The organism is Zobellella endophytica, assembly GCF_003012775.1.
Taxonomy (GTDB): domain Bacteria; phylum Pseudomonadota; class Gammaproteobacteria; order Enterobacterales; family Aeromonadaceae; genus Oceanimonas; species Oceanimonas endophytica.
In genome coordinates, this window is the sequence record NZ_PXYG01000003.1 from 165,949 (window position 1) to 180,168 (window position 14,220).

At 65.0% G+C, this 14,220-nt stretch carries 11 protein-coding genes; 4 read left to right on the plus strand and 7 right to left on the minus strand.

Features of this window, described 5'->3' with window-relative positions; all coding sequences use genetic code 11:
- Nucleotides 1–8: 8 nt before the first annotated feature.
- From paaE to paaA, 5 genes are read right to left on the minus strand one after another with little or no spacing between them, the layout of a single operon-like run.
- Nucleotides 9–1,070, minus strand: a complete 1,062-nt coding sequence (gene paaE, locus C7H85_RS09830) for a 1,2-phenylacetyl-CoA epoxidase subunit PaaE (protein WP_106729536.1) — start codon at nt 1,068–1,070, stop codon at nt 9–11.
- A gap of 23 nt (nt 1,071–1,093) precedes the next feature.
- A complete protein-coding gene (gene paaD / locus C7H85_RS09835; protein WP_106729537.1) occupies nt 1,094–1,588 on the minus strand; it encodes a 1,2-phenylacetyl-CoA epoxidase subunit PaaD in 495 nt (164 codons plus the stop codon).
- 11 nt (nt 1,589–1,599) lie between these two features.
- The gene (gene paaC, locus C7H85_RS09840; protein ID WP_106729538.1) at nt 1,600–2,364 is read right to left on the minus strand and encodes a 1,2-phenylacetyl-CoA epoxidase subunit PaaC; all 765 of its coding nucleotides are present in this window, start codon (nt 2,362–2,364) and stop codon (nt 1,600–1,602) included.
- An 8-nt stretch (nt 2,365–2,372) separates the two neighbouring features.
- Nucleotides 2,373–2,657 carry a 1,2-phenylacetyl-CoA epoxidase subunit PaaB gene (gene paaB / locus C7H85_RS09845; protein WP_106729539.1) on the minus strand — a complete coding sequence of 95 codons (285 nt, stop codon included), beginning with the start codon at nt 2,655–2,657 and terminating at the stop codon, nt 2,373–2,375.
- Between the two features lie 23 nt (nt 2,658–2,680).
- Nucleotides 2,681–3,613 (minus strand): 1,2-phenylacetyl-CoA epoxidase subunit PaaA, encoded by a 933-nt coding sequence (paaA, locus tag C7H85_RS09850; protein WP_106729540.1) that lies wholly within the window; start codon nt 3,611–3,613, stop codon nt 2,681–2,683.
- Nucleotides 3,614–3,881: 268 nt separating this feature from the next.
- On the opposite strand from paaA, the gene paaZ reads away from it, so the two are divergent.
- Nucleotides 3,882–5,921: a phenylacetic acid degradation bifunctional protein PaaZ gene (gene paaZ / locus C7H85_RS09855; RefSeq protein ID WP_106729541.1), complete on the plus strand. Its 2,040-nt coding sequence runs from the start codon at nt 3,882–3,884 to the stop codon at nt 5,919–5,921.
- Nucleotides 5,922–6,011: 90 nt separating this feature from the next.
- Here paaZ and C7H85_RS09860 read toward each other — a convergent pair whose 3' ends face one another.
- Nucleotides 6,012–7,406 (minus strand): O-antigen ligase family protein, encoded by a 1,395-nt coding sequence (locus C7H85_RS09860; protein WP_106729542.1) that lies wholly within the window; start codon nt 7,404–7,406, stop codon nt 6,012–6,014.
- Between the two features lie 490 nt (nt 7,407–7,896).
- Here C7H85_RS09860 and C7H85_RS09865 point away from each other — a divergent pair, with 490 nt between their 5' ends.
- Nucleotides 7,897–11,163, plus strand: a complete 3,267-nt coding sequence (locus C7H85_RS09865; protein ID WP_106729543.1) for a multicopper oxidase domain-containing protein — start codon at nt 7,897–7,899, stop codon at nt 11,161–11,163.
- 18 nt (nt 11,164–11,181) lie between these two features.
- Entirely contained in the window at nt 11,182–12,213 is a 1,032-nt protein-coding gene (locus C7H85_RS09870) for an SCO family protein (protein ID WP_106729544.1), read from the plus strand.
- 12 nt (nt 12,214–12,225) lie between these two features.
- Here the strand turns inward: C7H85_RS09870 and C7H85_RS09875 are convergent, their stop codons facing one another.
- Entirely contained in the window at nt 12,226–12,570 is a 345-nt protein-coding gene (locus C7H85_RS09875) for a hypothetical protein (RefSeq protein WP_106729545.1), read from the minus strand.
- 120 nt (nt 12,571–12,690) lie between these two features.
- Between C7H85_RS09875 and asnS the strand changes: the two genes are divergently transcribed.
- Entirely contained in the window at nt 12,691–14,091 is a 1,401-nt protein-coding gene (gene asnS / locus C7H85_RS09880) for an asparagine--tRNA ligase (RefSeq protein WP_106729546.1), read from the plus strand.
- Nucleotides 14,092–14,220: the final 129 nt, after the last annotated feature.

A 14,220-nucleotide genomic window follows, 5' to 3' on the forward strand; every position in this document is an offset into this window, starting at 1 on the left:
TCCCAGGTTCAGTCGTCGAAGCTGATGCGCACCGCACCGCTCCGGGGCCGGGCCTGGCAGCTCAGCACATAGCCCCTGGCCACCTCGTCCTGCTCCAGGCTGTAGTTGAGGGCCATGTCCACCTCGCCTTCCAGCACCCGGCATTTGCAGGTGGCGCAGACCCCGCCCTTGCAGGCGTAGGGCAGATCGGCCCCGGCGCGCAGGGCGGCGTCGAGGATGCTGTCGTCCTCGGCGCTCACCTCCAGCCGGAACTCGCGGCCGTCCAGCAGCAGGCTGACGTCGCCCTGGCTGCGGGCGGCGCGCTGCTCGGCGCTGATGGCGCGCGGCACGCCCGAGTTGAAGCGCTCGGTATGGATGCGCTCCCGGGCGAGGCCGTGGTCGGGCAGCACCTGCTCCACCGCCTGCATCATCTCCTCGGGACCACAGGCGAAGCAGTGGTCGTAGCGGTCGGCCAGCAGCTGGCTGGCAAACAGGGACTGGATACGGGCGGCGTCGAGCCGGCCGTTGAGGATGTCGCTCTCGCCCTGCTCCCGGCTGAACACGCAGATCAGCTGGAAGCGGCTCGGATAGCGGTCCTTCAGATCCGCCAGCGCCTCGGCGAACATGGTCTGGCGCCAACTGCGGTTGCCGTACACCAGGGTGAAACGGCTGTCGGGCCGCTCGCCCAGCACCGCCTTGACGATGGACAGCAGGGGCGTGATGCCGCTGCCGGCGGCAAAGCCCAGGTAGCTTTCGCCGCCCTGCTTTTCCGCATGCTGGAAGAAGAGGCCCTGGGGCGGCATTACCTCCAGCGCATCTCCCGCCTTGAGGTTGTCGTTCACCCAGTTGGAAAAACGGCCCCCGGGCACCCGCTTGACGGCGATGGTGAGTTCCTCCTCGTCCTGGCGGCTGCAGATGGAGTAGCAGCGGCGCAGCTCTTCCCCCTGGTCCTGGTAACGCAGGGTGAGGTGCTGGCCCGGCCTGAAGCGGAACCGCTCCTTGTTGTCGCCCTCCAGCTCGAAGGCGATGGCGATGGCGTCCTGGGTCTGCTCCTGTACGGACTTGACCCGTAGCGAATAAAACTGATTCATACTCTGCTCCCTGTGCGGCTTGGCTAGATGCACTTGAAGTAATCGAACGGCTCCAGGCAGTCGCGACACTGGTACTGGGCCTTGCAGGCGGTGGAGCCGAACTCGCTCACCAGCCGGGTATGGTGGCTGCCGCATTGCGGGCAGGGCACCCCGTCTTCGGGAATAAGGTGCTGGCCGCAGGCCGGCCCCTGGGGCGGCGCTATGCCGTACCGGCGCAGCTTGTGCTTGCCCTCGGCGCTCATCCAGTCGGTGGTCCAGGCCTCGGACAGGTCCAGCTCCACCCGGGCCGGACGCAGCCCATCCCGGCCGAGGGCCGCCAGTATGTCGGCCTCCAGCATGTCGGTGGCCGGGCAGCCGCTGTAGGTGGGGGTAAAACGCACCACCAGGGCGCCGTCCTCGGCCAGCACCACCCCGCGGATCATCCCGAGATCGGTCACCGACAGCACCGGGATCTCCGGGTCGGACACGGTTTTCAGCAGCTCCCAGCAGCGGGGAATGCGATGATCGGCGATTTGCACCTTGCTTCTCCTTACCAGCTCACGTTCGGATGGGCCCGCGGCAGCGACTGCATCTCCGCCAGCAGGAACCCCAGGTGTTCGGTGTGCCGGCCCTGGCGGCCACCCTGGCGATAGGGCGCCTGGGAGGGCTGGGTCAGCTCGGCCTGGCGGCAGCCTGCCTCGATGCGCGCCCGCCACTGGCCGGCCAGCTCGTCCAGCCCGGGCAGGATGCCCGCCGCCACCAGCATCGCTTCCACCTCGTCGGTGGCGAACAGCTCGCCGGTGAAGCGCCACAGCTCGTCCAGGGCGGCCTGGGTGCGGCTGTGGCTTTCCTCGGTGCCGAGGCCGAGCCGCTGGATCCAGCCGTTTGAAAAGCGCAGGTGATAGTTCACCTCCTTCAGCGACTTGGCGGCGAAGGCCGCCAGCGGCGCGTAACCCGAGCCGGTGAGGGCGGTGAACAGCAACTGGTGGTAGTTATCAAGCCACCACTGGCGCATCAGGGTCCGGGCGAAATCGCCGTTGGGCTGCTCGCACAGCAGCAGGTTGCAGAACTCCCGCTCGTCCCGGAAAAAGGCGAGCCGGTCTTCGTCCCGCCCCTGGCCTTCCAGCTCGCCCGCCATGGTCAGCAGGGTGCGGGCCTGGCCCAGGATATCCAGGCCGATGTTGGCCAGGGCGATGTCCAGCTCCAGCTCGGGGGCGTGGCCGCACCACTGGGACAGCCGGTGCGACAGCACCAGCTGGTTGTCGCCCAGGCGCAACAGATAAGTAAAAAGCGCGTCTTTGTGTGCCTTGTCCATACCGCCTCCTACATGTGCTCGATGCCGTCGGGGATCCGGTAGAAGGTCGGGTGGCGATACACCTTGTCCTCCGCCGGCTCGAAGAAGGCGCCCTTCTCCTCGGGCTGGCTGGCGGTGATGAGCTCGGACTTCACCACCCAGATACTCACCCCTTCCTTGCGGCGGGTGTAGGCGTCCCGGGCGTGCTCCAGGGCCATTTCATCGTCGGCGGCGCGCAGGCTGCCCACGTGACGGTGGTGCAGGCCCTGCTTGCTGCGGATAAAGACTTCGTACAACGACCATTGCTTGTTCATGGCTTGCTCTCCTTGCTTGTTCATCAGGCCGCGTGCGGGCGGCGGGCGGCATAGGCGCTGGCCGCTTCGCGTACCCAGCGGCCCTCTTCCCAGGCCTTGCGGCGGACGGCCAGACGCTCGTGGTTGCAGGGCCCCTGGCCGGCAATCACGGCGTAGAACTCGTCCCAGTCGATCTCGCCAAACTCGTAGTGGCCGGTTGCTTCGTTCCAGCGCAGATCCGGGTCCGGCACCGTCAGGCCCAGGGCGTGCACCTGGGGCACGGTGTTGTCCACGAATTTCTGGCGCAGCTCGTCGTTGCCGAAGCGCTTGATCTTCCAGGCCAGGCTCTGGGCGGAATGGGGCGAGTCGGCGTCGGAGGGGCCGAACATCATCAGCGCCGGCCACCAGAAGCGGTTTACCGCGTCCTGGGCCATCCGCTTCTGCTCCTCGCTGCCGTTGGCCAGGGCCATCATGGCCTCGAAGCCCTGGCGCTGGTGGAAGCTCTCTTCCTTGCAGATGCGCACCATGGCCCGGGCGTAGGGCCCGTAGGAGGTACGGCACAGGGCCACCTGGTTGACGATGGCGGCGCCGTCCACCAGCCAGCCGATGGCCGGCACGTCGGCCCAGCCCAGGGTGGGGTAGTTGAAGATGGAGGAGTACTTCATCCGGCCATCATTCAGCTTTTCCATCATCTCGTCCCTGTCCGCGCCCAGGGTTTCGGCGGCGCTGTACAGGTAAAGGGCGTGGCCCGCCTCGTCCTGCACCTTGGCCAGCAGCACCGCCTTGCGGCGCAGGCTGGGTGCCCGGGTGATCCAGTTGCCTTCCGGCAGCATGCCCACCACTTCGGAATGGCCGTGCTGGCCAATCTGGCGGATCAGGGTTTGGCGGTAGGCCTCCGGCATCCAGTCCTTGGGCTCTATGTTCACTTCGTCGCGTACGGCCTGTTCAAACCGTGCGAGCTGTTCGGCGTTTTCCATCACTCAACCTCCTGCACCAGGGTGTGCAACATTTCAAAAACATGATGAAAACTTAATATGACACATAAAATATTACAATATATTTTTTAATGAATCATTTTATAGTTACATCAACACCTTGATATATAAGGAAATAAAAACACAATGATCTGGGATTGCCGTATAAAATCCATAAAACATCGTTGACAAGTAGCCACAACAGCAACAAATTATGTAACACAATTTATGTTGATCGTGATTTTTTGGTGTCGTATCCGAGGGAGGAGTGATGGAAAAACTGCAGAGCTATGTGGCCGGCCGCTGGCTGGCGGGAGAAGGCGAAGGACGCCTGGTGCGCCACGCGGTCACCGGCGCCCCGCTGTATGAGGTGACCAGCCAGGGGCTGGACATGGCCGCCATGGTGGCCTGGGCCAAACAGGGCGGCCAGGCGCTGGCGGCCATGAGCTTCCATCAGCGGGCCCATATGCTGAAGGCCCTGGCCAGCCACCTGGCGGAGCGCAAGGAGGAATTCTACGCCCTGTCCGCCGCCACCGGCGCCACCCGCAAGGACGGCTGGATCGACATAGAAGGCGGCTTCGCCACCCTGTTCACCTATTCCAGCCTGGTGCGGCGCGAACTGAGCGACGAACGCATCCTGCTGGAAGACGACTGGATCCCCCTGTCGCGCCGGGGCGGCTTCGGCGCCCGCCACATGCTGACCCCCAAGCCGGGAGTGGCGGTGCACATCAACGCCTTCAACTTCCCGGTGTGGGGCATGCTAGAAAAGCTGGCCCCCACCCTGCTGGCGGGCATGCCGGCCATCGTCAAGCCGGCCACCGACGGCGCCCAGCTCACCCAGGCGGTGGTGAAATGCGCGCTGGCGTCCGGCCTGCTGCCCGAGGGCGCCCTGCAGATCCTCTGCGGCGGGGTCAACGATCTGTTCGACCAGTTGGGCCCCCAGGACGTGGTCACCTTTACCGGCTCGGCCCACACCGGCCAGCAGCTGCGCGCCACCCCCCGTTTCAACCGCTGCTCCATCCCCTTCACCATGGAGGCGGACTCGGTCAACAGCGCCATCCTGGTGGAGGGCGCCGACGCCGCCACCCAGGCCCTGTTCGTGCGCGAGGTGGTGCGGGAGATGACCACCAAGGCCGGCCAGAAGTGCACCGCCATCCGCCGCGCCTTTGTGCCCCGGGCCCTGCTGCCCCAGGTTCAGGACGCCCTGCTTGCCAAACTCGGCAAGGTGGTGCTGGGCGATCCGGCCCGGGAAGGGGTGACCATGGGTCCCCTGGCCAGCCAGCGCCAGCTGGCGGACGTGCGCGACAAGGTGGAGCAGCTGGCGAGCCAGGCCCGCATCCTGTGCGGCGGCCACCAGCAGCCCTTTGCGGTGGACGCCGAGGCCCCCGAAGCCGGCGCCTTCTACCCGCCCACCCTGCTGCGGTGCGACCAGCCCAAGGAAAGCCCGCTGGTGCACCAGACCGAGGCCTTCGGCCCGGTGTGCACCCTGCTGCCCTACGACGACGAAGCCGAGTTGCTGGAACTGGTGGCCCTGGGCGAAGGCAGCCTGGTCGCATCCCTGGTGTTCAACGCCGGTCAGGACATTTCCGCCCTGGTGGCGCAACTGGGCGCCTGGCATGGCCGGCTGCACCTGCTCGATCCCGTCAGCGCCGAGGAGAGCACCGGCCACGGCTCGCCCCTGCCCCACCTGGTGCACGGCGGCCCCGGCCGGGCCGGCGGCGGCGAGGAGATGGGCGGCCTGCGCGCGGTGAAACACTATATGCAGCGCACCGCGGTGCAATCTTCCCCCGGCGCCATGACCCAACTGAGCCACAGCTGGACCACCGGCGCCCCCGTGGTGGAAGACAGGGTGCACCCCTTCCGCAAATACTTCGAGGAGCTGGCCGTGGGCGAGCGCCTGCTGACCGCCCGCCGCACCGTGACCGAGGCCGACATCGTCAACTTCGGCTGCCTGAGCGGGGATCACTTCTATGCCCATATGGACAAGATTGCCGCCGCCGAATCCCTGTTCGGCGAGCGGGTGGCCCACGGCTACTTTGTGGTGTCCGCCGCCGCCGGCCTGTTCGTGGACGCGGCACCGGGCCCGGTGATCGCCAACTACGGCATGGAAGGGCTGCGCTTTATCGAGCCGGTGAAGATAGGCGACACCATACAGGTGGAGCTGACCTGCAAGCAGAAAACCCGCAAGCCCAGGCGCACCCCGGACGATCTGCCCCAGGGCGTGGTGGTGTGGGACATCAAGGTCAAGAACCAGCGCGACCAGCTGGTGGCCAGCTACGACATCCTGACCCTGGTGCAGGCGAAGGAATAACGACACCGGGGCCATGCCCCGTTCTACCCGCCGGTGCCCGGGCATGGCCGGCGGGCCTTTTACGCCAGTCTGCGACTGGCGTTTTTTCGTCTATTCCCGGGCCAGCGTTGCCACGGGCTGCGCAGACAACCGACCGTCGCTCCAGAAACGCGGCGCCAGCCTGAGTGTCTCCCCCTGCCCTTGCTGCCCACGACCCCTTTCATAGGTGTGTTCGACATGCTCCCGGCTCTCCGTCACATAAGCCGCCAGCACCATCAGGGCCAGCACCGCCAACAGCTTCACGGCCGCCGTACTCCGTGCCGACAGCGACGGCCCCGGCCGGTATGAGCGGTACAGTCCAAACGCCATCCCCAGCACCAGCACCAGCATCAATTGGCTGACCGGCATCACGATCACACCGCTCAGCAGCGACTGCAGCGCCGCCGTGGCCATGGCGGCGGTCAGCATCACAAACCAGACCGGCTCGACCCGGCTGCTCACCCTCCCCAGCACCACGGTCCGGGCCAGTCGCAGCCAGCGTACCGCCGCCCAAACCAGGAGCACCAGCACCATCCCCAGGGCGGGCAACCCCCACTCTGCCGCCAGTTGCAAGGGGGCGCTATGCGGGTGACGAGGGCCAGCCACGGTATCCGCGGCGAGCTGCATCGGTCCGACACCGAACCAGGGGTGATGCGAGATCTGCTCGATTGCCCGGGCCCAGAGCTGCTCGCGGCTGGACAGTCCGGCGGACAGCAGGCGGCTGCGTTCGGGATCGAGTCCGGGGGCATCGAACAGCAGCCAGGCCAGGATGGCCCCCAGCACCGCCACTCCCAGGGTGGCCAGGGCGAAGCGCCGCCCCGGCCGCCCCAGCAGCAGGCCCCGTCCCTGGGTCTGCCAGATCAGGGCCCAGTGCATGCCGAGGCTCAGCAACAGCAGGCCCCACCAGGTCGGCGCCGACAGCCAGGTCGGGCGAGGCAGGAACAGCAGGCCGGTGAGCACGGGCAGCAGCCAGCCCTGGTACTGGTTGAAAAAACGGGGATTGATAAAACCGTGCATCGGCTCATGGCCGCTCACCCCGCCCTGTAGCCGGTACAGGACGATCAGATAGACGAGGGCGATCAGCACATAGGCCAGCGCCGACAACAACCAGCATGGCTTGACCCACAGTGCCAGCGCCGCCGGGTACCGATCGATCAGGGTAGCGGTGATGTACACTGCCAGCAGCAGCAGCGCAAAGAGGCTGACCTCTACCAGTTGGTCCAGCACCAAACCGTTGATGCCAGCCGACGCCAGGCCCCAAAACAGAAACCACGCCAGCAGCCGGTATCCGGCCAGCAGGGGGGCTCGGGCGGCGATCAGGAACACCACCAGCAGCGCCAGCAGCAGTAGTTGCCCCAGCCGCTGGGTATCGTAACTGAGCAGGGGGAGCAACCAGGAAAAAGCGGGGATCAGCAAGGTGGCCAGCAACAGCCCCCCCGCCAGGAAACCAGACAGCTTGTCGGACACCGGATAGCCTCGCTGAACCTAACGCCGGGCCACAAGCAGCGTGCCGAACCGGCGTGAATGAAAGTGGACAGCTTCAGATATACACCGATTCGTTCGGAACCGCCAGTCATCTCCCGGTCCGGCAGCCCGCCGTCCCCGATGGGGTATGACACTGCCCCCGTTTGTGGGGCTATGTCCCCACAAGCGGGGAAAATGCCCCTCGCCATCCCCTTAATCCACATCCACGGCTGCCCGGTTTCACCCCTCGGCGCCCCACTGCTATACCAGCGTGCCGAAGCGTCAAAGACTGGCGCGCTCCTTGCTGGGGATCCCAATGTCGGTGGCCGTTTGCGGTGTCGACAGGATCAGACAATGACCAACAGGGAGAAAAGCCACGGCGTCCGGGCACGGCCGGCGCCGAGGTAAGCGGTTGCGGCGCCCGTCCCGGGCGCATCGAGAGGCGAAAGGCGTGGCATGCCAGGGACGGCATGCCCGGCGGAGGGTGACAAGAATGAACAGCAGCACAACCCCGGCACAAGGACTCCGATACACCGGCATCGCCACGGCAGTGCTGCTGACCCTGGGCCTGGCGAGCGCCGCCCCGGTCGACGACGTCGGCCCGCCACCGGCCACCGACCCGTCCGCCTTCGTCGATCCACCGGCCGACAACAGGGCCGCGCTGGCGGAGCTGCTGACTCTGCCGGCGGCCTACAAAGGAGCATTGGAAATGCCCGATAACGTTTTCGGCGACAGGACCACACCGCTCGCCGAAAACGTGCTGCAGCCCGACGATCAGCCCTCCTTCGATTATCCCTCCGAGGGACCGGCCAGCCCGCTCTACGGCGCCAGGCCCTTCACCCAGCACATGCTGCGCTTCGAAGCCTTTGGCATGGAAAAGGTGGATCCGACGGTGCCCGCAGGCAACATCCGCTTTCCGCAGCCCAGCACGGGTCCGGCGCCGGAGCAGGATCCCCTGTACCTGGCCCGCAGCAGCCCGGCCGGCAGCGCCCTGGATGCTTTCCTGCAACAACCGGGGTTCCATCCGTTTCCCACCCAGTTTGCCAATGTGCTGGACCGTAACCCCTGGAAGGCGCACATCGAGCACTTCCTCAACCGCAGCCTGGTCGGCGCCCCCGCCGAAGGCCGCCCCCCCGGCAAAGGCTGGTCACACCAACGCTGGAACGAATTCTATCCCCAGGTGGGCTTCAAGACGGTGCAGGCCGGCTCCCGGGTCAACAGCGGGATCCTAGACAGCAAACAGACCCATGGTTACACCAACGGAGAATTCGGCCCCGGCGGCCTCTATTACCACAATGGCAGCAGCAGGGGGCTCGCCGTGCGTTTCCACCCCAAGATGCCGGTGCAGGACCACAAGTCGCTCTGGACCTTCGACGGCACCCTGCCGCCCAAGCTGCTTATGGCCCGCCATGGCCAGCCGATACTGATGCGCCATTATAACGCCCTGCCCATCGATCCGGCGGCCAACCGGGGCTTCGGCCTGCACACCATCACCACCCATGAGCACAACGGCCATGTGCCGGCGGAGAGCGACGGCTACGCCAACGCCTTCTTCTTTCCCGGCCAGTTCTACGATTACCGCTGGCCGATGCAGCTGGCCGGCTACGACAGCATCAACACCACCGCCGAGGATCCCCGCGCCGCTTTTCCCTGCGAGCCCGGCGAAACCCTGTGGGTCAACGACACCAATCCCGGCCTCAAAAACTGCGACAACGGCAGTATCCGCATCCGCGGCGACTGGCGGGAGACCATGAGCACTCACTGGTTCCACGATCATATGCTCGACTTCACCGCCCAGAACGTCTACAAGGGCAACGCCGCCATGATGAACTACTACAGCGCCCTCGACCGGGGCAACGAGGGGTTCGAGGACGGAGTCAACCTGCGCTTTCCCAGCGGCACCGCCTATTCCTGGGGCAACCGCGACTACGACGTCAACCTGATCATCGCCGACAAGGCCTGGGATCCGAGCGGCCAGCTGTGGTTCAACCCCTTCAATACCGACGGCTTCCTCGGCGACCAGATGCTGGTCAACTGGCTGTACAAACCCTACCTGGACGTGCGCGCCCGCAGCTACCGGTTCCGCCTCCTCAACGGCTCGGTGTCCCGCTACTTCAAGATTGCGGTAGTGCGGGAGATCTCCGGCGGCGGCGGCGAATTTCCCGGCCCGGACGGCTCGGGCGTCTCCTACGACCGGGTGCCCTTCCACCTGATCGCCAATGACGGCAACATCATGGAGCATGCTATCCCCTTCGACGGCAGCCGGGATCTGGACGGCGACGGCGACCTGGACGATCACCACGGCATCATGCCGGAACAGGGTATCGCCGAGCGCTACGACATCATCATCGACTTCTCCAAGCACGGCATCCAGCCGGGCGACAGGATCTACTTCGTCAACCTGATGGAGCACGACGACGGCCGCAACCCGGAGGAAGCCATCCCACTGGACGAGGTGCTGTCCGAGGAATACAAGGCGGTCACTCGGCAAACCGACAAGGGCCTACGCTGGCGGGATGGCGACCCCGTGGTAGGCAAGTTCCTGCAGTTTAATGTCAAGCCTTACGCCGGCCAGGATCTGAGCATGAACCCGGCGGAGTACGAGCCGGGCGGCAAGAAGATGATCCCGCTCACCATCGACCGGGACGATCCGGAGATGCAGGCCAAACTGCGGCAGGCGCGCAAGCGTACCTTCGAATTCAGCCGCTCCGACGGCACCGACGAAAACCCCTGGACCATACAGACCGACGACGGTTTCGGCTACGCCATGGACCCCCGGCGCATCTCGGCGGCGCCCCAGTTGGACACCGGCCCGACCGACGCCGGCTTCAGCGGCGACACCACCCTGGAGGTATGGCGGCTCGACAACAGCGGCGGTGGCTGGAGCCACCCGGTGCATGTGCACTTCGAGGAAGGGGTGATCCTGAGCCGCGACGGCAAGGCCCCGCCGGAATGGGAAAAGTGGGCACGCAAGGACGTATTCCGTATCGGGCGCGAGGATGAAGCCTCCGAAGTGGTCGAAATCGCCTTCCGCTTCCGGGAGTTTGCCGGCACCTATATGGAGCACTGCCACAACACCCAGCATGAGGACACCGCCATGCTGCTGCGCTGGGATCTGGAACAGCCGGGACAGTTCCAGCTGATGCCCACCCCCCTGCCCAGTTGGGACGGGGTACGTTATGTGAACTCGGTGGCCCTGCCCACCGCCCGTACCGGCTTCCGGGACGACGACGATGAAAGCCGGGATGATGGCGGCAGTATTGACGATATTGTCGATAATGATGATGGGCTTGGCGACAACGGCAACACCGATGACGGACTGGCCGACAACGGCGACGGCAACACCGATGGCGGACTGGCCGACAACGGCGACGGCAACACCGGTGACGGACTGGCCGACAACGGCGACGGCAACACCGGTGACGGACTGGCCGACAACGATGACGGCAACAGTGGAGACGATCTCGCCGATGTCGGTGACAGCCGGGATGACGACCGCAACCGCAACGCCCGGGACGAACGCCGCGACCGGGACGACGACCGCAACCGCAACGCCCGGGACGAACGCCGCGACCGGGACGACGACCGCAACCGCAATACCCGGGACGAACGCCGCGACCGGGACGACGACCGCAACCGCAATACCCGGGACGAACGCCGCGACCGGGACGACGACCGCAACCGCAACAACAACCGCCGGAGCGATGAGCTCCGACGATCCGCCGGGATCACCCCGGTGGCCTCCTTCGTAGACCGCTAACACCAGGGAGAACGAAAGATGGAACGAAATCCTTATTCATGGTGCAAAGGGGCCCTGCTGGGCCTGTTTTGCCTATTATTTGTCCAGGGGACGACCGCCAGCCCCTGGGGAGCCGACTATTTCCCCAATACACTGCTGGTCAACCAGCATGGCGAGGAGGTCCGCTTCTTTGACGATCTGCTCAAGGACAAGGTGGTGGCAATCAACTTCATCTTCACCAGTTGCACCGACTCCTGCCCGCTGGAGACCGCCCGCCTGAAGCAAGTGCAGGACCTGCTCGGAGACAGGGTCGGCCGGGACATCTTCTTCTATTCGATCACCATAGATCCGCAAACCGATACCCCCGAGGTGCTCAGGCAGTATGCCGAACGGTTCCGGGTCGGGCCCGGCTGGCAGTTCCTGACCGGCGCCGAACAGGATATCGATCGGTTGCGCCAGAAGCTCGGCCTCTTTATCGAAGGAGTCGACGACAGTCCCGATAACAACCACACCATCACCATGATCGTCGGCAACCAGAGTACCGGCCGCTGGATGAAGGCATCGCCGTTCGAGAACCCCTACATACTGGCGGATCGGCTGGGCAACAGCCTGCATAACTGGAAGCAGGCGGTGGCGATGGACAACAGCTACGAGGAAGCCCCCGAGCTGCGAGCCCCCTCCACCGGTGAACAACTGTTTCGCACCCGCTGCTCCTCCTGCCATACCCTGGGCGACAACGAGCATGCGGGCATGCGCGGCATTGGTCCGGATCTGCTGGGCGTCACCCGCAACCGGGATCCCGCCTGGCTGGTCCGCTGGATCAAGGAGCCCGACCGCATGCTGGAAGAAAAGGATCCCCTCGCCCTGGCCCTGTACGAACAGTATAACCGGGTGTCGATGCCGAACCTGCGCCTGAATGACAGCCATGTCCATGCCCTGCTGGCCTATATCGAGGAGGAAACCGAACGGCTGATGCCGGCCGAGCCCGCACCGGCCCCCATGGATCACAGCGCCCATCACCAGGGCGATGGTGGAGGTCATAGTGACGGCCATGGCGACCACCAGCACTGAGGCCGATGGGGTTCAGGAGGGGTAAAAATAAAACAGCAACAGGGTAAGGATGGCGGCCGAGGCCAGCATCACCAGGTACACCTTGAGAAACTGGCTGTGACGGCGGCCCTTGAGGTGTACCAGGGTAAAGGCGGTCACCGCCAGCCCCAGGGCGCCCCAAATGCCCACATGAAACCAGTAGGTCGGCAGGCTCAGCCAAGTGGTTCTGACGTCGACTTCCAGGTATTTCAGGTAGCCGAATTCCTGCTCGGGGCGGCCGTAATGAAACAGCACCAGCAGCAGGACGTAGAGCACCCAGCCCCCCAGGGTCATGCCGGCCAGCAGCCGACCCAGCCAGTCTATGCGTCGCTGTACCATAGGCTACCTCCACGCACATCTTTTGCTTGAGTCCTGAGGCTACAAGGGTAACATTAGCCCCCTTATATATAGTCTATCGGCCGGGCGCCGATTTAGTTTAAAGCTGGAGAGCGATTCAAGATGACCCACGCATCCGTTGCAGATGTGCTGGCGGGCAAATATCCCGTTGGTACCACCCTGACCGTTAAGGGGTGGATTCGTACTCGCCGTGACTCCAAGGCGGGCATTTCGTTTTTGGCGGTACACGACGGCAGCAGCTTCCATCCGGTGCAGGCCGTGGTGCCCAATAACGTGGCGAATTATCAGTCCGAAGTGGTGCGTCTGACTACCGGCTGCTCCGTGGAAGTGACCGGCACCGTGGCCGAGTCCCAGGGCCAGGGTCAGGCTTTCGAGCTGCAGGCCACCGAGGTCAAGGTAGTGGGCTGGGTGGACGATCCCGACACCTATCCCATGGCCGCCAAGCGCCACTCCATCGAATACCTGCGCGAATACGCCCACCTGCGCCCGCGTACCAACCTGATCGGCGCCGTGGCCCGGGTGCGCAACTGCCTGTCCCAGGCCATTCACCGCTTCTTCCACGAGCGCGGCTACATCTGGGTGGCCAGCCCCATCATCACCGCCGCCGACACCGAGGGCGCCGGCGAGATGTTCCGGGTATCCACCCTGGATCTGCATAACCTGCCGCGCACCGACAAGGGCCAGGTGGACTTCGGCGAAGACTTCTTCGGCAAGGAAGCCTTCCTCACCGTGTCCGGCCAGCTCAACGGCGAAACCTACGCCTGCGCGCTCAGCAAGATCTACACCTTCGGTCCTACCTTCCGCGCCGAAAACTCCAACACCAGCCGCCACCTGGCCGAGTTCTGGATGATTGAGCCGGAGCTGGCCTTCGCCGATCTGAACGACATCGCCGCCCTGGCCGAAGACATGCTGAAGTATGTGTTCAAGGCCGTACTCGAGGAGCGCATGGACGACATGAGCTTCTTCGCCGAGCGGGTCAACAAGGAGGTAGTCAGCCGGCTGCAGGATTTCGTGGAGAAGGACTTCGCCCAGGTGGATTACACCGACGCGGTGCGCATCCTGCAGGAAAGCGGTCGCACCTTCGAATTCCCGGTGGAATGGGGCATCGATCTTTCCTCCGAGCACGAGCGCTACCTGGCCGAGGAGCACTTCCAGGCGCCGGTGGTGGTGAAGAATTACCCGCGGCATATCAAGGCCTTCTACATGAAGCTGAACCCGGACGGCGAAACCGTGGCGGCGATGGACGTGCTGGCTCCCGGTATCGGCGAGATCATCGGCGGCTCCCAGCGGGAAGAGGTGCTGGAGGTGCTGGACAAGCGCATGGAAGAGATGGGCCTGAACAAGGAAGACTACTGGTGGTACCGGGACCTGCGCCGCTACGGCACCGTGCCCCACTCCGGCTTTGGCCTCGGCTTCGAGCGCCTGGTGGCCTACGTGACCGGCATGGCCAACGTGCGCGACGTGATCCCCTTCCCCCGCACCCCGCGCAACGCCGAGTTTTAGCCGGCTGGTTGAGTGCCGGGTTCCACCGGCTTTGTTGTAGGGTCCATTTCAATGGACCTTTACAACATCGGCGCCGGGGTTTGGTCGACTGAAGTCGACCCTACGACGACCCTACCGCAGGCGACGGCT